This is a genomic window from bacterium, from assembly GCA_016699125.1.
In the GTDB taxonomy this organism is placed as follows: domain Bacteria; phylum Babelota; class Babeliae; order Babelales; family Vermiphilaceae; genus AWTP1-30.
Genome location: CP064961.1, coordinates 561,112 through 585,470, shown reverse-complemented (window position 1 = coordinate 585,470; position 24,359 = coordinate 561,112). Strand labels below are relative to the sequence as shown.

Annotated in this window: 24 protein-coding genes, 1 tRNA gene and 1 pseudogene; 23 read left to right on the top strand and 3 right to left on the bottom strand. The window is 36.5% G+C overall.

Annotation, left to right across the window (positions count from 1 at the left end):
• The first annotated feature begins 44 nt into the window (after positions 1-44).
• From IPG37_02715 to IPG37_02640, 16 genes and pseudogenes are all read left to right on the top strand, one after another.
• On the top strand, positions 45-425 hold the full coding sequence (locus IPG37_02715) for a transposase (GenBank protein ID QQR53351.1): 381 nt from the start codon (positions 45-47) through the stop codon (positions 423-425).
• Positions 397-574 (top strand): annotated as a pseudogene (locus IPG37_02710) (transposase). Before IPG37_02715 ends, IPG37_02710 begins: the two are co-directional and overlap by 29 nt.
• 462 nt (positions 575-1,036) lie before the next feature.
• Positions 1,037-3,274 carry a type I DNA topoisomerase gene (gene topA, locus IPG37_02705; protein ID QQR53350.1) on the top strand — a complete coding sequence of 746 codons (2,238 nt, stop codon included), beginning with the start codon at positions 1,037-1,039 and terminating at the stop codon, positions 3,272-3,274.
• Positions 3,275-3,355: 81 nt separating this feature from the next.
• Entirely contained in the window at positions 3,356-3,988 is a 633-nt protein-coding gene (locus tag IPG37_02700; protein QQR53349.1) for a hypothetical protein, read from the top strand.
• Positions 3,989-4,036: 48 nt separating this feature from the next.
• Positions 4,037-4,822 carry a hypothetical protein gene (locus tag IPG37_02695; protein ID QQR53348.1) on the top strand — a complete coding sequence of 262 codons (786 nt, stop codon included), beginning with the start codon at positions 4,037-4,039 and terminating at the stop codon, positions 4,820-4,822.
• Between the two features lie 194 nt (positions 4,823-5,016).
• The gene (locus IPG37_02690) at positions 5,017-5,400 is read left to right on the top strand and encodes a hypothetical protein (protein QQR53347.1); all 384 of its coding nucleotides are present in this window, start codon (positions 5,017-5,019) and stop codon (positions 5,398-5,400) included.
• A gap of 12 nt (positions 5,401-5,412) precedes the next feature.
• A complete protein-coding gene (locus tag IPG37_02685) occupies positions 5,413-6,246 on the top strand; it encodes a hypothetical protein (protein ID QQR53346.1) in 834 nt (277 codons plus the stop codon).
• A gap of 62 nt (positions 6,247-6,308) precedes the next feature.
• On the top strand, positions 6,309-7,118 hold the full coding sequence (locus IPG37_02680; protein QQR53345.1) for a hypothetical protein: 810 nt from the start codon (positions 6,309-6,311) through the stop codon (positions 7,116-7,118).
• 113 nt (positions 7,119-7,231) lie between these two features.
• Entirely contained in the window at positions 7,232-8,719 is a 1,488-nt protein-coding gene (locus IPG37_02675) for an SMC family ATPase (GenBank protein ID QQR53344.1), read from the top strand.
• 260 nt (positions 8,720-8,979) lie between these two features.
• On the top strand, positions 8,980-9,948 hold the full coding sequence (locus IPG37_02670) for a hypothetical protein (GenBank protein QQR53343.1): 969 nt from the start codon (positions 8,980-8,982) through the stop codon (positions 9,946-9,948).
• Positions 9,949-10,019: 71 nt separating this feature from the next.
• Positions 10,020-11,423, top strand: a complete 1,404-nt coding sequence (locus tag IPG37_02665; GenBank protein ID QQR53342.1) for a phosphomannomutase/phosphoglucomutase — start codon at positions 10,020-10,022, stop codon at positions 11,421-11,423.
• A gap of 4 nt (positions 11,424-11,427) precedes the next feature.
• The gene (locus tag IPG37_02660; GenBank protein ID QQR53341.1) at positions 11,428-12,240 is read left to right on the top strand and encodes a deoxyribonuclease IV; all 813 of its coding nucleotides are present in this window, start codon (positions 11,428-11,430) and stop codon (positions 12,238-12,240) included.
• Positions 12,241-12,376: 136 nt separating this feature from the next.
• Positions 12,377-13,093 carry a TPM domain-containing protein gene (locus tag IPG37_02655; protein QQR53340.1) on the top strand — a complete coding sequence of 239 codons (717 nt, stop codon included), beginning with the start codon at positions 12,377-12,379 and terminating at the stop codon, positions 13,091-13,093.
• Between the two features lie 29 nt (positions 13,094-13,122).
• Entirely contained in the window at positions 13,123-13,665 is a 543-nt protein-coding gene (locus IPG37_02650) for a LemA family protein (GenBank protein ID QQR53339.1), read from the top strand.
• A 171-nt stretch (positions 13,666-13,836) separates the two neighbouring features.
• Entirely contained in the window at positions 13,837-15,006 is a 1,170-nt protein-coding gene (locus tag IPG37_02645) for a branched-chain amino acid transport system II carrier protein (GenBank protein ID QQR53338.1), read from the top strand.
• Between the two features lie 109 nt (positions 15,007-15,115).
• Entirely contained in the window at positions 15,116-15,691 is a 576-nt protein-coding gene (locus tag IPG37_02640; GenBank protein ID QQR53337.1) for a hypothetical protein, read from the top strand.
• A gap of 71 nt (positions 15,692-15,762) precedes the next feature.
• Here the strand turns inward: IPG37_02640 and IPG37_02635 are convergent, their stop codons facing one another.
• Entirely contained in the window at positions 15,763-16,653 is an 891-nt protein-coding gene (locus IPG37_02635) for a DNA starvation/stationary phase protection protein (protein ID QQR53336.1), read from the bottom strand.
• A gap of 253 nt (positions 16,654-16,906) precedes the next feature.
• Here IPG37_02635 and IPG37_02630 point away from each other — a divergent pair.
• The 5 genes from IPG37_02630 (at position 16,907) to IPG37_02610 (ending at position 20,365) form a co-directional block, all read left to right on the top strand.
• Positions 16,907-16,982, top strand: a tRNA-Ile gene (locus tag IPG37_02630).
• A gap of 21 nt (positions 16,983-17,003) precedes the next feature.
• Complete coding sequence (locus tag IPG37_02625) at positions 17,004-17,711, top strand: hypothetical protein (protein QQR53335.1); 708 nt, start codon at positions 17,004-17,006, stop codon at positions 17,709-17,711.
• A gap of 12 nt (positions 17,712-17,723) precedes the next feature.
• On the top strand, positions 17,724-18,239 hold the full coding sequence (locus IPG37_02620; protein ID QQR53334.1) for a ribonuclease HI family protein: 516 nt from the start codon (positions 17,724-17,726) through the stop codon (positions 18,237-18,239).
• Positions 18,236-19,801: a SpoIID/LytB domain-containing protein gene (locus tag IPG37_02615; GenBank protein QQR53333.1), complete on the top strand. Its 1,566-nt coding sequence runs from the start codon at positions 18,236-18,238 to the stop codon at positions 19,799-19,801. Before IPG37_02620 ends, IPG37_02615 begins: the two co-directional genes overlap by 4 nt.
• 66 nt (positions 19,802-19,867) lie before the next feature.
• Positions 19,868-20,365, top strand: coding sequence for a metal-dependent hydrolase (locus IPG37_02610; protein QQR53332.1), 498 nt, complete (start codon positions 19,868-19,870; stop codon positions 20,363-20,365).
• Here IPG37_02610 and IPG37_02605 read toward each other — a convergent pair.
• A complete protein-coding gene (locus tag IPG37_02605) occupies positions 20,349-21,155 on the bottom strand; it encodes a TatD family hydrolase (protein ID QQR53331.1) in 807 nt (268 codons plus the stop codon). The two genes, IPG37_02610 and IPG37_02605, sit on opposite strands and share 17 nt — an antisense overlap.
• 157 nt (positions 21,156-21,312) lie before the next feature.
• Between IPG37_02605 and IPG37_02600 the strand changes: the two genes are divergently transcribed.
• Positions 21,313-21,597, top strand: coding sequence for an HU family DNA-binding protein (locus tag IPG37_02600; GenBank protein ID QQR53330.1), 285 nt, complete (start codon positions 21,313-21,315; stop codon positions 21,595-21,597).
• Positions 21,598-21,702: 105 nt separating this feature from the next.
• Positions 21,703-22,518: a hypothetical protein gene (locus tag IPG37_02595; protein ID QQR53329.1), complete on the top strand. Its 816-nt coding sequence runs from the start codon at positions 21,703-21,705 to the stop codon at positions 22,516-22,518.
• Positions 22,519-22,558: 40 nt separating this feature from the next.
• Here IPG37_02595 and IPG37_02590 read toward each other — a convergent pair whose 3' ends face one another.
• On the bottom strand, positions 22,559-24,301 hold the full coding sequence (locus tag IPG37_02590; GenBank protein QQR53328.1) for an ATP-dependent DNA ligase: 1,743 nt from the start codon (positions 24,299-24,301) through the stop codon (positions 22,559-22,561).
• Positions 24,302-24,359: the final 58 nt, after the last annotated feature.

Sequence of the window (24,359 nt, the reverse complement as noted above, 5' to 3'; positions counted from 1 at the left end):
TGTAATATAAAAAAGTGATATAAATAAAGCAAGATGGAATAAACATGAAATATCCAAGTGACGTAAGCGATAGTGAATGGGAAGTAATAGAACATCATTTTGACAGTGGCAACTACGGAAACAGAAAGAAATACAGCAAAAGAGAGCTTGTGAATGCTGTGTTTTACATCATCAAAACTGGTTGTCAATGGCGCATGCTGCCGAAAGATTTTCCACCGTATTCGACAGTGCATTCGTTTTATCGTAGATGTAGACTAAAGGGAATATGGGAACGTATTATGAATGAACTTGTCAAAGCCTGCCGCATGAAGACAGGGAGAAATGAAAATCCCAGTTATAGCATTATTGATTCACAAAGCGTCAAAACCACCAGTGCTGCAGAAAAAAGAGGCATTGATGGTGGAAAAAAAAATAAAAGGACGTAAGCGGCATATTGTGGTTGATACACAAGGCAATCTCCTACACATTAACAGTTCATGAAGCAAATATACATGATACAGTCGCTGGATGCACAGTCTTTAAAGAGACCTTGCAAAAATACCCTAGTTTACAGGGTGTTTGCGCCGATGCCGGCTATAGAAAAACGATGGAGGAGTTTGTGAAAAATATATTGAACAAAACTATACAAATCTCATATGATGAGTATAACAATTTTGAAGGTCCTTTTGCAGTTGATCAGAACAACAAGCTCGTATACCCACTATTAACAGATAAAAGTAATACGGAAATGACCAAGACAATAGATTTGTCATAACATCATGCGACGTAATGCACAAAATGTGCGATCATCGTTTCATAAGCCGCCGTTGCTTTTTATTTCCCAGAATCATACTTACGGATTGTAAATAATCACAATTTTTTATAAAACAGAAAAAAGCTTTTAAATAAAAGAATAGTATTAAACAGAAAAATTTAACAGTTGACTTTTTATTTTATACTTGAGTAAATTATAAAAATGAATAGAATATTGAAAGTTTGAAAATGCTTCTACAATGTGATACACAGTCTATAGGTAGTAATCAAAAATAAGTGGCACATGAAAAAATTAATTATTGTCGAATCTCCCGCAAAAATAAAAACAATCGCCAAATTTTTAAGCAGCGATTATAAAATCCTTTCAACCATGGGCCATATCAAGGATCTGCCAACAAAAGAGATTGGAATCTCGCTCACCGATGCGCACATAGAGCTGAGCTATGTCATTTTGGAAGGTAAAGACAAGATGGTAAATGAAATTACCAAAGCCGCACGTGCTGCTCAGGAAATCTATCTTGCGCCCGACCCTGATCGTGAAGGGGAAATCATCGCATGGCACATCGACCAGGAGATTGAAAAAGTCATAAAAAAAGAGTGCAAAGTATACCGAATCTCATTTAACGAGATTACCAAACAGGCGATCTTAAGTGCGATTGACAATCCATCAACCATCGATCAAAACAAAGTTGCAGCACAACAGGCACGCAGAGCGCTGGACCGCTGGGTTGGCTATGAAGTATCCCCCATTTTATGGAAAAAACTTGCACCAGGACTTTCGGCTGGACGTGTTCAATCGGTCGCACTGCGCATTATATGCGACCGAGAAGAGGCAATTCGAGCTTTTAAAGCTGAAGAATACTGGTCCATTGAAGGACAGTTTGGTTATGAAAAAGAGATTATCACTGCAAATCTGAGCCATATTGGCAAAGATGCAATCGATATCAAAACTACTGAGCAGGCTGATGAAATCGTCAAAAAGATCAAAAAAACTACCTTTTCAATCGAAACAGTCACAGACAAAAATAGAGAAAAAAATGCAGCCGCTCCCTTCATGACCAGTAGTTTGCAGCAGGCTGCGTATAATCGACTCGGTTTTTCAGTAAAAAAAACAATGCAAGTTGCCCAAAAACTGTATGAAGGTATACCACTGCAAGATCCGACAACACCCGTAGCTTTGATTACCTATATGCGTACCGACTCATTACGGCTTGCCGAAACGGCAATCAAACAGATTCGACCTTTTATTGAAAAAAATTTTGGAAAAGAATATTTGCCAAAAACAACGCTCGTCTATGAAAAAAAGGGCAAAAAGGGAACAACCCAAGATGCCCATGAAGCGGTGCGACCTATTGATATCTTTGTTACTCCTGAAACTGTTTACAAATATGCCGACTCAGACAGTGCAAAACTGTATGAACTTATCTGGCAAAGAACGGTAGCCTGCCAGATGCAAGCAGCACTGTATGCACAAAGAACTATTACCATCAAAGGTGACCAGTTCATTTTTAAAGCCACCGGATCTACCCTTTTATTTGATGGGTACTTGAAAGTATATGGCATTGACGAAGAAGATGAAGATCAGAAGCAATCAGTGTTGCCTGACGTCAAACCAAATACAGCGGTTTCTACAAAAAAAATAAGTCCTAAACAACATTTTACACAAGCACCTGCACGGTATTCAGAAGCCTCATTGGTAAAAGAGTTGGAAAAAGCAGGCATTGGTCGACCGTCAACGTATGCGACAATCTTGAACACCATCAGAGCACGATCGTATACAACCCTTGAAAAAAAGCGCTTTTTACCGACCGAACTTGGTATGGCCGTTACACGAATGCTCACTGAAAATCTGCCGGACATCATGGATCTCAAATTTACCGCTCGCATGGAAGAAGACCTTGATAAAATAGCACAAGGCACATTGGAACGGGATAAACTTCTACGCGGCTTTTATAAACGATTTTCAAAGGAACTTTCAGCATTTTTGAACAAACATTCAAAAAAAGCTGGCAAAATTATTCAGATGACCGAACTGGACTGCCCAACCTGCAAAAAAAATAAACTTGCCATTCTGTATGGAAAAACAGGTGAGTTTATCGGCTGTTCAGGATATCCAGACTGCTCATTTACCAGTAACTTTAAACGCGAAGAAAATGGAGATATCACTTTGATTGCAACAGAAGCACCTCAACTATTGGATGAAACTTGCCCACAATGCGGCAAACAGTTACGCGTTTTAAAAGGCAAATTCGGCCCTTTTACCGGATGTTCAGGTTATCCAGATTGCAAATACATAAAACAGACCAAAGCACCTTTTGCATGTCCACTGTGTAAAAAAGATATTGTACAACGTGCCTGGAAAGGTGGTAAATTCTGGGGATGCTCAGGATATCCAAAATGTAAACTTGCAATCTTTGATCAATGGATAGAAGAACCCTGTCCACAATGTCACTGGCCATTTTTGTTAAATAAAAACGGAAAAATAAGCTGCGCAAACAAAGAGTGTGGTTATAAAAAGTAACCTTTTGCTTGATAAAAAAAGCCATTGCATTATTCTAAAAGAACAGCTTTAAAATATACAACCACAGGAAAAACTGTATTTATGAAAAAACTAATTTTGATCTGTTGTATTTTTATATACGGCAATACTATCTGTGAACCGGCCAAACAAAAAACTGATCTGATTGAAGAAGTTACAAGCATGATCGATGGTACTATACCATTATCATTCGATCGTTTACAGTATATCTTTGGAACTCTTTCGTTAGAAGATCAAATCTGGTTTAATATTACTACTGAACATTACTTTGCTTCAACTCCACATACAGAGTCTCAAAAAGTACGTTATTTGCTTGCTAAGGAATTGAGCACTATTAATACTATCCCGTCAATTATTCCTCCACGTGCACTTGCTAAAGCGCTCCACGAAGTTAAAGACACGGTAGAACGAAGAAAGTTTATACACTTTTTTGAACATAGAAAAAAAAGGGCCGATGATTCATACTGGGATGAAGTTGCATTCAATTTTACAGATGAACCTGATACCCAAGTAGTCTTATGTGACGCTGCCAAAAGGGCACGCGATAGTGTGATACCAAAGAGTAATGTTAAAACTACCTATCACCCCCTTGAAAACTATCCTTTTTCTAACAGTATTATTAGTTCGATAGTCGGCGGATGTTGTATTGTTTGGTTCTGCGTCAAATGTTTCACAACTCAATATGGACTCCAGTAATTCAGATATTTCAAAAACTCAGCAAAAATAATTAAAAGCGAATCGTCGATGAAATTTTTAAAGACAACAATATTCTTCTGCTGCATATCGCTACAGATCCTGGCACAGTTTTCAAATGACCCTGCGCTATTTGCCCGTCAACTTGAAGAAACAATACAAAACAAGGTGGAAGTGGATTATCAATTTTTTTATGAAACCTTTTTTAAAACATTTGAGTCACCAACAAAAGCACAACAGTTTTTAAAAGAGGTTGAACAGTATGGACCGCAAAACAGATGGTTTTTCAGCGAATGCATGAAGCTTTCTTTATGCGTTGAAGATATTGTGCTCGACAAACGATTTTTTGATCATGATAATTTAGAGATTTTGTATCAAATTGCCACACAAAAACAATCAAAAAATAATAAGCTACTTTGGTACAATTTTGGAAAACAACGCGAGAATAAATTTATTGCTGAAATGAAACTCATAGATACTCGCTATCAAGAAAATTACGACGTCACTGTTTCTAACCTATACAATACTCTGCCAAATGCACTACAACATATCAATAATCGTTTTGACACAAGAATTAATCATTTAAAAGAACGACAAGCATTTAACTTGTATCTGTTTTCAAAAATCGACAAAGATTCTGATGATGCATATATTTTAAACTTACAAATCTGCCAAACAAACAAAGACATTGAAAATCTTGAAAAAACAAAACTTGAAACCTTTGAGCATATAAAAAATAGTTTATCATTCAAAATATTGCCTATGGTGTTAAAGTTAATAAATCCACTCTATTGCACGTTCGCAGCCGTAATAGGTTTCTGTTTAGGACGATGGTGAGGCTAAAACTGTCTACATCAAACTTTTTGACTTGGCATTGCACTCAATAATCAAAATTTTGGTCTGAAAGCCTTCCATATAACGCTTTTAACAAACAAAGTAAACCGATAGTTGATTAAAAAAATAAAAAAGATATAATACATAATATGATTTGTAATTTTTTTTAATTTTCATAAGTTAAAAAAGGATTAATAATGTTTAAAAAAATATTCTTTATCGCTACCTGTTTTTTTCTATTTGAAAACTCTATAGCATCAATCCCCTTCAAAAATGAAATAAGTAAAAACAGCAACAAAGACATACTACGAATCAATACAGATGCAGACATGAAAGAAGAAAAAGGGTCATCAGAAGCGGCAGCGACCGTAGGTAGCTTTACGGAAGAGGTAACAAAGGGCCTAAAACTTTCAGCTCGGATAACCGCCGCTGTAATTGGAACCGGTGTAGGTCTTTTTGCAGGCATTACAGGTCTTTCATGGATAGCTGGTGCAGGAATAGTAATGTGGCATGCAACAAAGGAGTCCAGAAGCCGACTGTTTACAAAGGCTAACCTCGTAAAAATGATATTTAAAAAATAAAAAGGACCCAAAATGAACTATAAAAATAGCTTGCTGTTTATAGGTGCGATTGCAGCTCAATCATCTCATGTTATGGCAAATGCAGCTGATTTTTCAACAGATAATCCAACCAGATTTGCACAACAGATTAATGAAAAATTGAGAAGGTATGAAACCCTCGACTATCAATCACTCTGTGACCATTTAAAAAATTCGTTTCCATCATCAGAAGAAGCAGTACAGTTTTTAAAGAAGGCAAAGCAGGCAGCACCGCAAACAAGTGCATCAAAAATAGAAAATTTAGATGTAAGAGAGTTTAAAATCAAAGAGTTGAGACAAGAACTTGTGAAGCTTTCTTTGTGCTTTGATAATGTAACGCTTCATAAACAGTTAATCAGCGACTATCCTGATATTATAACGCAAGTTTATGACAAAGACAATCAAGCTTTTTTGAATGAAAATCTTGAAAAACAGCACTTAAAAAGATATGAGCAACAGGAAGAATTACGAAAGAAACAGAAAAAAGGAAAGGTGGCATTTTTTGAAAAAGAAATTAAATTCTTGGATAAAAAAGCCAACTTCTTGGGTGAAAAGTCTCGGATCTCATTTTATCGTATTATCTCACAAAAAGCACGACACGATAAGAAACTAAGTGATGCTTTAATACAAGAAGAAAGGGCTTACCTAAAAGAGCTTAGAACGATCTCACAAGCCAAGTGGGCTCTCCGGGAAGCCAAGAGGCCTTCAAAAACTCATAACAAACCGAACACAGCAGAAAAAGAGCTTCATAATACTTCACCTTTGGAATCATTAAACAGTTCATCTGTTATTAAATTCTTGCTAAAGATACTGTCTTTGGCAAACTAGCTTGCTTGGCAGTTTTGCAACGTTTTTTTGAGAAGGCAATAATGATAAAAAAAGGACCCAAAATGAACTATAAAAATAGTTTGCTGTTTTTCTGTGCAATCGCAGTTCAAGCTATTCATGCTACTCAAACCGCGAACGATTTTCCAGTAGATGATCCTGCAAAATTTGCACAACAGATTAATGAAAAATTGATGAAAAACGAACCAATCGATTATCAACTATTTGCTGACCTTTTTAAAAAAACGTTTGCATCGTCAGGAGCAGCGGTACAGTTTTTAAACAAGGCAGAGCAGGCAGGCCCACAAGCTAAGGAGCTCAGGCAGGAGATACTCAAACTTTCTTTATGCTTTGATGACATCGAAGTCAATGAACGGTTGTTCTATGATGAAAATAATAGCATCATACAGGATATTTATGAAAAGAACGAAACAGTATTGTTAAAAACAAATTTTGAAAAACAACGTCGACTAAAAAAAGTACACAAAGATCCAAAAGACCATTCATACCTTTCTCAGAGAGCTCGATTACGGAATCAGATAGACTTTTTGTACGATACACAAACGATTATTGCTATTCGCAAAAAAAGCCCCCGCATTTATAATGATCCTGATTTACTCTATGCTCTGACGACACAAGAGCATGAGATCTATGAACAGATTAAAGCGGTTGAGAAAAAAATAGAACTTGTAATGGCCAATCGTGAACGGTTCACGACAAAAATTTTGATGGGAATGTGGTGCTGCGCAGTATTCGTTACGATGACATGGCTATTGACTAAAAATCCATCTACACTCCCTCCCCACCCTTATATTGGATCATCTACATCGAGTTGGAACACTTGCCACTGCACTTACATGATGCGACATTTTTAGATTACGCGTCGATTTCAGGACCACGTAAACCCGGAGTTTATCTTTGTGTTGATGCAAAAATTAAAATCGATGATACACTGGTAGGCAACTATTCGATTTATGAGCAAAAATAGGTGGTTCCACATTCGTTGTATATAAAAAACTTTTTAAGCTATGGTAGTCAGGGAATACAGGTTCAGTTTGATCCGTATCATCTGATCTGTCTGTCTGGCAAGAATGGTCACGGAAAATCTGCCTTACTTGATGCGATGACCTGGGCAGTCTGGGGTCAAGCACGCAAAACATTGACTTCAGTCAAACCCGATCAAGGTTTACTGCACCTTGGCCAGTCGCATATGATGGTGATCTTCGAGTTTTCATGCAAAGGACAGCAGTTTCGCATTAAACGCGAATATATGCATCACCATGCAAAACCGTATGCACAGTTGGAATTTGCACTCATGGAATCAACAGGAACGGTAACGCCGCTCACCGATAAAACAATCAAGGCAACACAAGCAGTTATTAATAATACCATCAAGCTTGACTATGAATCGTTTATTAATACCGCTTTTTTAAGACAGGGTAACTCAAATGAGTTTTCAAAAAAGTCTGCGAAGGAACGAAAAGAGATCTTGGCTTCAATTTTAGGCCTGAATAGTTACGAAAAAGCGCGCAAGTATATTTTTGATAAGATCAGAACAATGCAGCTGGAACAGGCAAAAATTCAGACCGTCCAAAACAGACTTGTACAAGAATGTAGTACAAAAGAACCACTGCAAGAGCACCATCAAAAAGCATTAGACACCATTACAAGTTTGGAGCAACAGCTGTCTGCATTGCATGAAAAAAAGCAGCTGTCGGAAGCAACAAAAAACAAAATAGTGGTACTCGCCGAACAGCTAAGAATGAAACAAGAAACACTCAATGCGCTCCAAAAGCAGTATGCAGAACTACTTGCGCACACAAAAACTGCTGCAGTAACCTGGCGTAAAAAAAACTATGCACTTGGTCATAGTCACTCTATTGAGCAGGTCTTAGAAGAAAAAAATAAGCTTGTAGCGCTCCTTGATATCCATCAAAAGAACTCATTTGAACAGATACGCATGGAAAAACAGATCATGGCACTTGAGTCACAAAAACAGAACATGGAAAAAAGAATTGCAGAAAAAATCATGCAAGAATATCAAGCATGGTCTGAACAGAAGCACACCTTAGAAAAGGAACGTCATGAACTTGCATTTTCGATTGAACAGATTGAACATCAAAAAAAACAGCTGGTTGATGAGTATATCAAACTAAAAGAGCATATTGCCATTTTTGATGCAACAGAAGATCCAATAATAGAACTGGACAAAATGGGCTTGCAGTTCGTTCAACTAATCGAAAGAAAAAAGCTATTTTTTCAAAAATTAACCACGCACGGCAATGAACTTACCAAAGAAAATTATGAGCTAGAACTGAAAATGAGCGCAACGGGCGATGCAGAAAACCCAAGCTGCCCACTCTGTGAACAGAACCTTTCACTTGCACGAAAAAGTTTTTACGCGTTAAGTTCCAAAAGACCTATCACCGCATTCAACACCAACTTAATCGTATTAAAAAAATTATTCCACTTTTAAAACAGTGGCTTATTGCTCAGCATGAAACACTGCTCAAAATAGAACACCAAAAAGCAGATTATGCACAAAAAAAGATAGAATATGCACTTCTCAAAGAAAAAGCACATGAATACGAAACCAAAATACAGCAATATACTAGACACATACAGGAAATCGAACAGAAACAACGCACTATTCAAGAAAAAATTAAAACAGTTGAACAAGATGAACGCAAAGATGTAACCAGAATCGCCAACCTGCTCGGTCAAAATTCTGAATTTTTGGAACTAAACACGCAGATCGAAGCGATACAAGAAACTATCGTAAAATCGGCTCATCGACAGCTTGAATATGAAAGTACAAAACAGAAGTTAGACCAGATCAATCTGACACTGCAAGAACACGCATCAATTGAAAAAACTCAAGCTGTTCAAGCACAGCTGGCACAAACGGTCGCAAATCAGGTAAGAACCCTCAAACAGTATAAAAAACAGATGCAAACGTATAAATCGCTCGACAAAGAAAAGATTACTATCGAACAGAACATCATGGCAATCAATCTGGATATTGAAACGCATGCAAAAAACATCAAGCAGCTTACCTTAGAAAAAGAAGCACAGATACGAATCAGTTCTGCAGTAGGTAAAGAACTGGAAACAGTCTCTCAAAAAGAAAAAGAGGTAACAGAGCTTGAAATACAACTGAAAAAAATCGAAGTCTCCATAGCAGATTACCAGATCATCTGCCAAGCAATGAGCAAAGACGGCATACAGGCACTGTTAATCGAAGAAGCAATTCCAGAACTTGAAGCAGAAGCAAACAGCCTTTTATCAAAACTGACAAATAATAGTGCACATATTTTCATAGAATCACTCAAAGATCTGAAAAATGGTGGCACGAAGGAAACACTTGATATTAAGATTGCAGATCATATCGGCATACGGCCATACGAACTTTTTTCTGGTGGTGAAGCATTTCGAATAGACTTTGCACTTCGCATTGCCATCTCAAAGCTATTGGCACGACGAGCAGGGACCTCATTGCAAACATTAATTATTGATGAAGGTTTTGGGTCACAAGATGAAGAGGGTCTGAATAATATTATGGATGCCTTGTATAAAATTCAGAACGATTTTTCAAAAATCATTATTGTCTCACATCTGACAAGCATGAAAGATCAATTTCCTGTACATTTTGTAATCGAAAAAGGTCCCCAAGGCAGTAACCTTACTATCTTGGAAATGGCTTAATATAGTAAAAACCCTTGCAACGATCTTAAAAAACCTACACACTAATATCATTTGTAATAGTAAGGGCATGTATGACGGACTCTGTTTTTCGGGAATATGATATTCGAGGTATTGTTGGTTCTGAACTTATCGTAAGCGATGTATACCAGTTATGCAAAGCAATTTTGTACTATTTTTTACAAAAAAATGAACATGGCAAAACGATCCTGATTGGCAGAGATGGCCGACGTTCATCAGATGAGATTTTCACACATCTGTGCAAAGCGGTTATAGACAGTGGTCTTGAGGTCATGGATGCAGGCGTCATTCCATCACCAGTACTGTACTTTGGAATGTACAACAGATATGCAGATTTTGGACTTATGATCACTGCATCACATAATCCTGCTGACTATAACGGAATAAAAATGCTGGTCGGCACACACTCTGTGTATGGACAAGAGATCAGAAATATTCGAACCTATTTTCACGAAAAAAAACAACCTCTAACCAAAAATAATGGTAAAAAAAATGACTTTTCGTTACTCAAAAAAACATATATCGATTTCTTATTGCAACACTTTTCCTCGCTTTCCGGTTTAACGTTGCCAATAGTTTTTGATTGCGCACACGCAGTGGCAGGCAGTATTATAAAAGAACTTGTCAAACAGTTTCATTGGAATAACTGTACGGTACTTTTTGACACCATTGATGGATCATTTCCTGCACATGAAGCAGATCCAACTGTTGAAAAAAATATGCAGGATTTAAAGAAAACTGTTTTAGAAAAGAAGGCAGCTATTGGCATTGGATTTGATGGAGACGCGGATCGAATGGCAGCAGTTACAGAAGCAGGGCAGCTTTTATTAGGTGATACGTTACTTGCAGTTTTTTCACAAACGATTGATCCAACATTGAAAAAAAGAGGAATTGTTATCAATGTTACCATGTCAGACGGTTTACATGAGCTTTTTGCAAAGCAACAGGTTCCCGTCTTTGTATCGCCAACCGGCCATGCAATTATTAAACAGTATATGGACAATCATGATGCAGTGCTGGGCGGCGAAGGAAGTTGTCACTTCTTTTTTAAAGATCGCTATTTTGGATATGATGATGGAATTTATGCTGCGCTGCGGTTATTAGAAACAGTTGTTCAGTCACATAAAAAAATTTCAGAACTTGCAACGATACTTCCAAAACGAATGAGCTCAAAAGAATATCGCATTCCCTGTCCTGATACTATAAAAAACAGTATCATGGATATGTTACGCAAAACGTTTCAACATGATAAAAACGTTACCTGTCTTTTTATTGATGGAATTCGCATTACGTACCCGTTTGGATGGGCAATTATAAGACCTGCAAACACACAACCGGTATTGTCTATGAGATTTGAAGCACATACAAACGAAACACTTATGGACATCAAGCATATATTTTTAACACTGTTACAACCTTTTTTACATGACAGCATAACTATCATTGCAAACGAATAACCCTATGAATCGTACAATCGGTTTACATTTACAATTTCACACATCAATTACTGCGGTTGCTCGAAAAGCACTACAGTTACAGTTGCCATCCTTTCAGACCATTTTTGTCCAAGAAAAAAAAACAAGACCATTAAAGCTTACGAAAGAAGATAAAAAAGAGTTTCTGAGCCTACGACCTAAGTTTCACAATCTATACGCACATGCCTCTTTTTTAATTAATTTTAGTGCTGAAAACAGTGATCATCCCGTACTTTTAAAGGAGCTTTTTCTATGCCAATCTTTAGAATTTAACCATTACGTCTTTCACCCCGGCGCATGGAAAGATCCGGCAACAAAAACAGTCGGCTTAGATCGGGTTGCACAACTGATTAATAAAATGATAAAAGCGTTTCCCTCAATTACTTTCTATATTGAAAACACCGCAAATAAAAAAAGTCTCCTTGGAGCAGATATTAACGATCTTATATATCTTTTTGAACGCACTGATAAACCTGAGCAGTTAAAATTCTGCCTTGACACTGCACACGCACACCTGGCAGGCTATTCACTTGAACCTCATGCTGATGATTATATCCTTGATCGCTTTTCCTTATTTAAAGACAATATTCAACTCATTCATCTAAATGACAGCAATGAAGAAAGAGGATCATTCAAAGACATTCACGCGCTGCCTGGATATGGCAAAATTGGAACAAAAATACTAAAAAATCTTATAGATACCAAACCAATCGATGGTAAAACATTAATTATCGAACCATCGATGAGTTTTGAAGGCTCGTTACATGATATTCTTCCAAACGTATGGAACAATAGGTAAATTTGTATTATTATACAAGTTAATCTTTAATTCAAATAAAAACAATTAAAATATATTCCTTAATCTTTTTTTTAACTGTTGAAATAATCACTAAAATCTAGTAAAGTAAAGAATAATTTCACAAGCTTCTAATCATATGAATATAAAAAGAAACATTTTCAGTGTTTTATGTTTTCTGTTTTGTTTCACAGTATCGGCTCAATCAACATTCATTACAGACCGAACAAAGCAGCTTCCAGCAACATTTTTAAAAGAGCTTGATATACTATCTCTTGGTTTTGAAAAAACCGGTTTTCAACTTGGCATTTTATGTAGCTACAAAAATGGTATGACTGCACTTGAAGTTGCAACAGCTTTTGGAAATCAGTTAAAATTAGGATCAGCTGCAAAAAACAATGGGATTGCCTGTGCGTTGCTTTTTGAAAAACATGAAACAGTAGTCAGCCAAAAACCCTCAATTGGAGTTGCAATCGGCAAAGGGCTTGAAGGACTTTTAAACGATGCAAAAATAGGCCGTATGCTTGACAAAACATATGTTTCCGCTCGCAAAGAGGGCAACTGGCAAAACGGGTTGCTCAGTTTTTTGACTCTTTTGCATCACTATCTTAAACAACCAGATGCAAAAGAGTTTGCAGACATCAACGAAAAACCTCCACTTCCAGACTGGTATATTCTACTGCTTGTATTCTTAATTGTATTCGCAGTGCTCTTATATTTTCCAAAGAATGGTGGTGGCGGCAGCGGCATGTTCCTTTACGGACCTGGATATAGAAACTCTTTTGGAGGTGGAGGGTTTGGCGGAACACGAACTGGTGGAGGCGGTGGTTTTGGTGGTGGTGGCGCAAGTAGATAACAAAAATAATCATTTATTAAAGGATTTTTATGAAAATAGTATACACAATACTCACTATTTGTGGACTTTTAGTTGCATACCTTGCAATAGGGGTCTTTCAACTTGCAAGTATGAACGAAGAGATTAATGGTAAAACTGGTGTCATCTGGACACAGCTACAATCTGGATTTGAAAAACTGGCAGCAGTTGAAACACAACTCAAAGCAGCATACAAAGATCGCAAAGATATTATTGAATCAATTGTTGAAGGCAGAAAAGAATATATCAAAGCAACAGAAAACCAAAACATTACGCAAGCGATGCACGCAGCAGACCTGGTCAGGAACAACTTAAAAGTTATTGTCGAAAACTATCCAAGCACCGATATTAGTAGTATGCAAACTGGTGTTCTTGATGAAACGGCAGGCATTTTCAATAGAATCGCGTATGCTCGACAACAGTTGATTGACACACAGGTACAGTTCAACAAAACGAGACTGTTCTTTTTCCCGGTTGCAAGCTTTTTTACACGTAAAGAGATCCTTGGCCAAAACACAGATCCAATGGCGCAAGGACCAAAAAGTTCATTTTAGTGACGCAATAAAACCTGCATTTGAAAAACAGTGTATAGAAAGACTGTTTTTAATATAAAAAGCATTTCAAAAGAAGCTTCTTATTGCTTTATTTGTAAAAAATGGTACTATGCCGAAGTGTCTTTTTTAAATAATAATTAAGCAAAAAATATTTTAAATCAGGAGTTTTACATGCGCAACAGTCTTTTTGTCGTAAGCCTTGCAATATTTTCAATGTTTTTTGGTGCTGGTAATCTTATTTATCCATTAATTACGGGGCTAACTGCAGGAAAATATACATGGCTTGGCATGTGTGGTTTTTTGTTAACTGCAGCACTCCTACCATTGCTTGGACTTGTGACGATGATCCTTTTTGATGGTGACTACGAAGCATTTTTTTCAAGGCTTGGCACCACTATTGGAAAAGTTTTGATCTTCTGTTCAATGATGATCATTGGCCCTGTCATTGCAATTCCTCGGATTGTAACACTTTCGCAAGCCATGATCGAACCATTCATTCCACTTTTGAATCATGCCATCATATGGCACAATATAGGCTTTGCACTCTTATTTCTGGCCATAACCTTTCTGGCAAGCTACAAAGAAAATAGGATCATCGAAGTCTTAGGCAATATCATATCACCAATACTTTTATTGTGTATCTCATGGATCATTGGAAAAGGATTATTTGATGGAATACATCATACACCAGTCCCCTGCATTGAGCCAACCTTGCTTGCAGTATTTAGCTCAAATTTCATTCGAGGATATGAAACACTAGACCTTTTGGGTGCAATATTTTTTGGCTCCATTATTATTAACCTTTTAAAAATGAATAATAATCATGAATCTTTAAAAGATCTTTCAAAAACAGGCTTCAAGGCTGGTTTTATTGGTATTATATTACTCTGCTTTGTGTATATTGGCATGAGTATTTTAAGTATGCTTCATGGCCACGGCCTGTATATCAATGACGCAGGACAACTCTTTAAAGAGATCTCTTTACGCATTTTAGGGGTCAATGGAACTTTGATCATTGCAATAGCCGTTTTAATGGCATGTTTATCAACATCAATTGCACTGGCAGCCGTTGTTGGTGAATATATGCAAAAAACAGTTTTTCAAAAAAGCGTAACCCATGGTTGGTCGGTTGCCATAACACTGTTATGTTGCCTACCGCTTTCCATTTTTGGATTAGACAAAGTACTCATGCTAACAGGAGGACCTATCGTTTATATTGGATATCCAATCATTATCACATTAACGGTATGTAACTTGTTGTTAAAACTATACAACTTTAAACCTGTGAAAGTTCCTGTATTGGTCACTGGAATTATTGCATGCTTGCTCTATCTTCAATAAAAAGCGAAACTACAAGTTTGACAAAATAACAATATTAAAATATGATTTTTGACTAGAAGATTTCAAACAATTAGTACCTGTTTTAAAGAATAAAAAATGAAAGGTTTTCATGAATATCAAACTAAAATTATTAGGATTTTTCTTATTGGCACATATGTTCAATCTACCTGTGCAGGTCTTTGCTGCCAACCCTGCTCAAGAAATTGTCTCAAAGGTAACTGATTATTTACGCAAACACAGTAAACTGGCAAAAGGTGCGGCGATTACTTCTGTTATTCTGTTTTTGGCAAGACAGTATTATTTCCACAAAACAAAACCAAAAGCTGAAACCATCTCAGAAGCAGCACGTATTGTACGCTGGCAAGAGATACTAGATGAAAAAGATGTTATAAAAAAAATAAAACTTCTGATTAGCTATGTTGATGATTTTTATGTTTTTGGCACAAGAACCAAAACAATGACAAAGAAAATAGTCAAAATGGTTGATGGTGAAAAGGTTATCTTAGAAGATAAAGAGGTTATCAAAGGTACAGGCTTGGTAACCTTCTTGTATGATAACATTTTTGATAAGTTCGAAGATTATTGGAAATTTAATGGTACTTTCGCAGCTGTAGTGTTTACATTGCTAGCGCTAAGCAAAGGAGAGGGCGAGGCGATTCTCAGTCCAATGAATGGTAATAAATAACTAAATCAAAATAAAAAGAGCGGTTAGGTTTCTTCCTAGCCGCCCTTTTTTATAAAATTATATCAATAAACTTAACGATTTACATGTGCACGTATCATCCAAGCCATCTTTTCGTGCATTTCCAAAAGACCTGAAACAAAGTTAGTCGTACCCGCATCATCTGCCGATTGCGCCATTGCATTAATTTCTCGCAACTGTCTTATGACAGCCTCATGATCAGCAAGCAATAGAGTTAACATCTTTACATCATCAGGATACTCACCAGGTGTTTCTTTAAGACTACTTTCTTTCATAAATTCTTGCAAAGTCGCTCGGGACATAAGACCCAGTGCTCGAATACGCTCTGCAATTGCATCAATTGTTTCTGCTAACTTATCATACTGATTATTAAAAAATGTATGCAAAGGACCAAAAAATTTCCCCTCTATATTCCAATGAAAATTCAGCGTTTTAACATATAAAACAAACTCATTGGCAAGCAGCTTTTGCAAGCTTTCAGCAACAGCCATCTGTTTTGCACCGTCCATGCCAAGTTTTACTTCTTTTGCCATCAGTTCCCCCTTATTATTGTTACTAGGTTTAATCTGTATATTCATATTTTCTGCAACCGGCGGTCTTTTGTCAAACATAGGCACTATATTTGATGTATCGGGACTTGGTTGTCCAACTGGTTCTAAAGGCGGATTTAATGCCACACCAGACACGGCTTTTTCTGGCTGTTCTGTAAACTGCTTTTGATCAGCTACTTCAACTCCACTCTCGCCACTATTTATCTTTTCTAGGTCATTTTCTTCAGTACCATCAAACAAACCTTCATCACGATCAATCTGATCTGTCGACTCATCCATCTCAGTTGCCATCTCTTTTTCAGCATAATCTTGCCCGTCCATAGCGATGCCACGATAACAGACCAATCCTACTAATACTAGTAAAAGCATTGTTTTAAAAGACCTATGATTCATATTATTCCCTTTAAATGTTTAAAAAGAGTATTTCATGTTCTCATTACATTATATTTTATAATATAACTAAAAAGCAACAATTATATTTAAAAAGTAATTAATATAAAATATTTAATTATAACCATAACGCTAAAAAAGACATACACAATAATTCTTCAAGGATCAGATTTTTAGCACTTGCGAAATATAAAATACCATTTACAAAACAAAAAAAGTTGCTTATGATAATCACTGATCTTAATTTAAAATATACGGGCCCATAGCTCAGCGGTAAGAGCAGTCGGCTCATAACCGAAAGGTCCCAGGTTCAAATCCCGGTGGGCCCACCAAAGTAAAAATGGTTGGGGATTATGGATAAAGCAGTTTTTTTTACTAATTTTGTTGCATTAGTTGAGTTCGATAATAAGATAAAATTATGTAAAAAAAGTATCGCTGAAGAAATCCAGAAGATAGCAACCTTACAAAATGAATTAGTTGAATATCAAACATCAGTAGAAGATGCTAAAAAACAGTCCACAACCCTCCAACAAAAAGTCAATTTTGAAGAAAACCTCCTTGCCGAGATCTCAAAAAAAATAAAAGCTCTTCATACGACAATTAATAACTTACAAGCATATAAAGACTATCATGCACTTAAACAGGAATTTGACCTTCTATGCAAGCAACAAGTTGATCAAGAACAGATCGTTGCAAATACATGGGACGCTTTTGAAATTGCTGAGAAAAACTATAAAAATCTCCTGATTTCTACAGCCAATACAAATAAACTCTTAGAAGAGAACATGAGTGTCTCCGAACAAAAAAAGGCGCAGTTAGAAGGCGATTTACGCAATCTTTACGAACAAAGGCCCACATACGAAGTAAATATCCCCCAAGAATGGCTCAACAAATATGCAACCATGCAAAGTAAAGTAGAAAATCCAATCGTTACCGTAGAAAATGGACAGTGTGCATCCTGTTTTTACCAATTAACCGGTACTGATGTGCAAGCCATTAAAAAAGGCGCGCTCGTTCAGTGTAAAAACTGCTTTCGACTTCTGTATGGCTCTCATAATTAAGGATTGCATATCATGGCGCATAGTCAGCAAAACCTTCAACTATCTTTATTTCAAGAGCCATTACAAACTGAGTCAACCGGTAGTTATAACCTTTTTGTCGATGGTGCATCGCGAGGAAATCCTGGACATGCAGGAGCCGGCATATTCATTACCTGTGATACGCAAGTTATTTTAAAAGAAGGTTTTTACCTGTACCATAAAACAAATAATCAGGCTGAATATTTGGCATTTCTGCTGGGGATATATCATCTGTACAAACACAAACTTGAACAAAATAAGCTCATAATTCATTCGGATTCATTGCTACTGGTAAAGCAGCTTAATCTGGAATATAAAATCACCAATGTAGAATTAAAAAAACTATTTTTAATCGCACATAATGCACTCAAAAACATGAAACATAAAACCTTAATTCATGTCCCACGAGAAGAGAATAAACAAGCAGATGAGGCAGCAAACTATGGCATCGATAAAAAAATAGCTGTACCAAAAGAGTTTTTTGATTTTTTTATGATTGATCACCTATGATGATCATTGTACTGTTGGCGCTTCTTTCTATTTTTTCGCCTCTTATTATCTTGTCAACCGAATCGATTACGTTGCAATTAATTGAAAAAAAGTTCACTTTATCAACACACAAAAGAGAAAGTAGTTTTTTTTATTTCAAAGATTGGCAAAAAAAAACAACTATGAATCGATTTAATCAGTCGATTTTAGAGATTGAAGCATTCAATAATAACTGTTGGATAAATGGTAAAAAAACGAACTTTAAAGATATCTTGGTTTATAGTTCAGATGAAACGATAGAATGTGGTCATCTTTTGTTTAAAAGTCCTGTACATTGCAAAGCATATGGCGATCTTGTAAAACTTACCGGCACACCTTTAAAAAAATCATCCCTTCCAAAAAAACTTGCTACACAACTACATTACCAAGACAAAGTAAAACAGCATAACAGCAATAGATCATTAAAAGCTACCCAGACTATTGAAGCTATTTGCAAAGAGAATCAAAAAAAAGAGTTAACGATACGAGTTTTACTTGATAGCTGTACAATACATGATCAAAAACAGTGGGTTCTCACTAATAAAACAGGCTTTACCGTTTTAAAAAACAGATATCAAAGACACAATGAAACACAACAGCAAGAAATTGTTATCTGTGTTAAAAACGGAACATTACTGCTAAACAACAAACCACTTAAATCAAAAGCATGTTATATACAAACTCATGACAATCTATTTGCATTCAATAAAAAAGAGTACAAAGGTGCTTTTTTGATCGCAATCAATGAAAAAAAAGTCTTTTTAATGAACTGCGTCAATCTTGAAGATTATGTATACGCAGTTGTAAGATCTGAAAGTTGGCCCGGATGGCCATTAGAAGTCAACAAAGTCTTTGCAATCGCATGCCGGTCCTATGCATTACATACCGTTTTACATGCACGTAAAACAAAGCGAATTTATCATATTAAAGATACGAACGCTCATCAACGGTATAATTTATATGGAGAACACAACAACACAACTGTTCAAAAGGCAGTAAATGAAACAGAAGGCCTCTGCTTGACGTTCAATAATGCTGTCGCTCTTGCCATGTTTGATTCATGTTGTGGCGGAGTCATTCCTGCAGAGGTTGACACTTTTAATTTCAAAAGCGATCCTTATTTGGCACGTACCTATCCATGTACATTTTGCAAATCAACATCGCTTTTTTCATGGAGCATCACCACAGACCTGCAGAAAATAGAGTCAAGCATTACAAAAAGCTTTCCTATCATTGGAAAATGTAAACATATCAAAATAAAAGAAACAGATCGCGCAGGAATTGTCAAAAAACTCCTTATTCAAGGATCAAAAAGTGCGGTTGAAACCTCAGGAAAATGGCTCCACTCCATTCTAAAAGGCATCAAAAGTGATTGCTACTCAATCATACAAAAAGGAGATCAACTAACGGTAAAAGGTAAAGGCTTTGGTCACTTTGTAGGACTGTGCCAATGGGGAGCCAAGGAGATGGCAAAACAGGGGTGGAATTTTAAACAGATTCTTGCTTATTACTACCCAGGCACACGATTAAAAAAATTATTGTAACCTATGTTGCATAAAGGTTACATAGCGCTATACTTACAAAACTGCCAATGCAAAAAATGGATTCTCATGGCTGGATATCAAAAACACATAAGTTTTAGTTTTTTTTGTTTTTTATGCTTGTTGCCTCCTTCATATTTTTTCATTCAACCTTCTCCTATTTTAACTGTTGAGTTATTAATTATAACATTAATCGGCGGTCTATTTCCTGATATTGATATCAAAAGCAAAGGACAGTATTATTTTTATTTTTTTCTGTTCTTTATTACCATACCGATGATTTATATACAGTATGATAAACAGATTCTTTATATTTTATGGATATCACTCGTCCCCATAATAGTAAAACATCGTGGCATTTTTCATCATCCCCTTTTTTTAACAACAGGAACCATATGCACATGGAGTTTTGTCTACAGCTGTAATAACGAACTGGCCAAACAGATTAAGCCACACTGCTTTTTTTTCTGTATCGGAACCTACTCCCACCTGATTTTAGATTATGGATTAAAAAATTTTCTGAAAAAACTTCATGGAAAAAAAATAAGTACTACGTATACTCGCTAAAACGGAAAAGTCGTTCTGCGTTTGCTGTTGTGATATTATCGATATAATCAACGGAAACGCCTCGTAATTGTGCAATAAAAAGAGCAATGTCTGCAATATGTTGTGGCTCATTCTGTTTTCCACGCATAGACTGAACTGGCAAGAATGGTGCGTCTGTTTCTAAAACAAACGAAGTTTCACGACATGAAGTAAAAACGTCACGTAAAACTTGATTTTTAGGATAGGTTATTGGACCTCCAATTCCCATCAAAAAACCCCACTGCTCTACCTGATCTGAAAAAGCTTTATCATAAGAAAAACAGTGAAAAACAACTCGCTTTAAATCTGACACATACGGTTCCAAAATATGAAGCGTCTGATCATATGCATTCCTACTATGTACAACTAGGGCCAAATCATATTGCAATGCATACTCAATATGACTTTTAAACGCATCCTTTTGCATATTAAGCGTCTCGTTTTTGTGAAACAGATCAATGCCACATTCGCCAATGCCAACCACTTTATATTTTTTTTTATTCATACAAAAAGGCTCTAATTGCAGGAGTTTATCTGGCCAATCGGAAGCCACTTCAGTCGGATGAAGCCCTACCACTGCAAATAAATGGGAGTACTGTAATGCAAGATCAACATATTTTCGACTATCTTCAACAGTGGTTCCAACATTCACCAGAGTAGAAACTCCGCGATCAGAAGCTCTTTTAATGTACCATTGGAGCATCTGTTTATATGAAAAATTTTCAATTTTTTTTTCAACTACAATATCAAGATGACAATGCGTATCTACCACTAAAATTCTCCAATATACTAGAAGTATTTGACATTTTTTTTTGATCTGACTATATCTTACACAGAGATTTGTAAAAAATAAAGAAGAATACCAAAGCAAAAGCAGCGTATTGGTAGGCTATTGTACTTTATAATCATTCTAACCTTAAGGAGTATCCATGAATAAAAGCGAGTTAATAAATGAATTGAGCGAAGAAACCACATTTTCAAAGCGAGATGTCTTGCGGGTTGTAGATGCCTTTATTGGAGCAATCCGTCGTTCTCTTAAGAAGGGTGAAAAAGTTTCTATCACAGGGTTTGGAAGCTTTTCTGTAACAGTTCGACCTCCACGCATTGGTATCAATCCTGCAACTAAAAAACGTATAGATCTTCCTGCATCAAGAGTCGCTCGCTTTAAGGCTGGAAAAGATCTTCGTAAAGCAATGCTTCTAAAAACTGCCTAAGCAAAAAGACTCCAGTAACCGGGAAAGATCTTGAGCTGCTTTCAACATGAAGATCTTTCCCTTTTGAATATTTCAAGTTACAACAAAGCAAGAAAGGATATTGTAATGAAAAAAATGTTAAACTTTATTATCTTCGCCCTACCGATACTTCAGATTTATGCTTCAGACAAACCTTCCTTTATTATCGATCAGTACAGCGAAAAAATTGCACAGCTCTTTTCCACCAACAAAATGCCAAAGAACTTTAACTTTACCAATGAACCAGTCTCTTTTTCAGGCATTGTCGAGCTTAAAACCATGAGGTTTAATGCTCAAGACACCGATATGTTCATAAGTTCAGAAAAAGAACTCTCTGATCCAGAACTTGATACTACGTTTATCGGAAATAATGACCACAAATCAAAAATAGTTTTCACCGGCACAAATGAACATCGATTCCTTTTTGCGATCAATAATAACACTGAATTTCGACGCTTGCCTTTTCATAATTTAGAAATAATAAAAAAACCAACTATCTCAGCAGTTCAATGGACTATAGTCAACAATCAAAGGGTGCTTTTCAGTCCAGTCGGCAATAGAGCGATTACCTTACCAGAAGATACGATTTCACGTACTTTTTCAGGTGCTACTATTGTAGATGAAGACATCAATTTAGAAGGATTATGTTTAGTCGATGGATTATGTGCTTTTTTGGCAGATACGCAAGATGTGCATATTCGCCTTAATAATCCAGTCACATTAATGAATGCAAACGATACAAACCAATCCGTACTATTTTTAGGTGCTAATGTTGGTCAGACTCTGTATGTACATATCGATTACCCTTTACAGTTTAGATCGCACCTAGATACACCATTTTATGTACTTCCAATAGGTCCTGGAACAGTAAAATTCATTATACAACATGCAGCAAACAACTAAAAAAAAGAATAAATCAGTTTAGACAATAGAACAAACAATATTATCGTCTAAACTGATCTTCATAAAAACGTTTGATCTCCTGATCAGTCGTTGCATTAAATGAGCTTTTGTCATTACGATATCCCATAATTCGTGGAAATCGTAATGCAAAACCCAAAGTATCAATCGTTTTGCCAGCCGTATGAACAGGAGAAACAGTAATCTCATCTGCTCGCACAATACAGACAATTTCCGGAGCAACCCAAACATCAGGCATCAATGAGCTAGCACACACAACATTGTGTGGTTGTTCATTGACCAATACTAGATCAGCTTTTTCTTTTAATTGGCACCATTCTTGATCAGTCAATCCAGTACCAATTTTGGCAATCGTTTGAAAACAGTCGGACTCTTTGTTATAAATACCTACCAAAAATGCACCAATTCCAAACGCAGCCCGCTTTCCTTCTCCCTTGTAATATCCTAGAACAACACAGTCAATTGTATCTTCCAGATGGCCTTCTTCTTGTCGTTTTAACTTAATCCAGTTAAAATCACGTTTTCCTGGTCGATACATTGCAGCCGGTTTCTTAACCACAATCCCCTCAAGCCCCACATCAATCATCTGGTGAAAATAGCTTTCCAGTGCCTTTGCATCAGATACAGGGTGTTCATCTATTATCTGTATTAAGTCAGAAGCATAGTTTGTACAAACCTCCTGTAATTTTTGTCGACGCATCTGATGCGAATATGACAGCATCGACTCTCCATTTAAAAAAAGGAGGTCAAAAATAAAAAATTTCAGAGGATATTCCTGTGCAATAAGGTCAATGTCATATTTTCGCTTGCGCTTTACCGTATCTTGAAAAGGCAAAAACTGCTTTGTGTTTTGATCAAACACAATCGCCTCTCCTTCAAAAATTATACTAGTCACTGGTACCTTTAAAAGTTCTGCTTCAAGGTCCGGAAACATACCTGACATGTCTTTTAAATTACGTGAAAAAAAAGAAAGGCGTGGTGCTGCATCAGTTTTATTGATATGAACCTGTACACGAAAGCCGTCTAGTTTTGGCTGTGCAACGCAAGGTCCCAACTTATCAAAAATAGCCTGCGCTGTAGGAAGCCTTTCTGCTGCTGCAGGTATGATGGGAACCCCAACCACAATCTGCTGTTGCGCTACATATGCAAGGCCATACTGCTTTGCATTGCGCGCAATCATTCCAATGTCAGCGCAAAGATTATAAGCATTTTCAATAATTTCACGCCCTTTTTTGTCACCTGTCATGGCAACTGATAATGCATCAAGTAACGTCATGTCGGAAAAACCGAGTCGCAATTTTGCCAAAATAATTCTGATAATATATTTTGCCGCCACAGCATCATGTGCAGACAAAAGCTCAACCAGTTTGACAATTTTCAGATCAATAGCGCCACTACCTTGAATTTCGGCGATCTCAATAAGTTTTTGAAATACCTGAATAATGGTTAACGGATTACCTACTGGTTGCCATTCATACTGTTGACATACAAGCCCGACATCTCCCTGCTTTTTTGCCATCTGGGCAATCTCTTTTTCAGATCTGCCAGTCAAAGCTGCAACAGCCTGTAACGCTATTTTTTCACCAATCGCAAGCTGTTTATTGACAAAAGGAGGCCAGAGCTGGCCCAATGAGAGATAGCAAACAATTGCAGCCTCTTCAGAATTAGCCTGCTTGAAAAGTTCTGCAATTAGTTGAGTAATTTCGTTACGAGCTTTTGTATTTTCGATCAACTCAAAAGTAGCAATAATATCTGAAAAAAGCATGTACGTATTTAAAAAATGATGAATGTTAAAACCGTATATCAATCTGCAAAAAAATGCA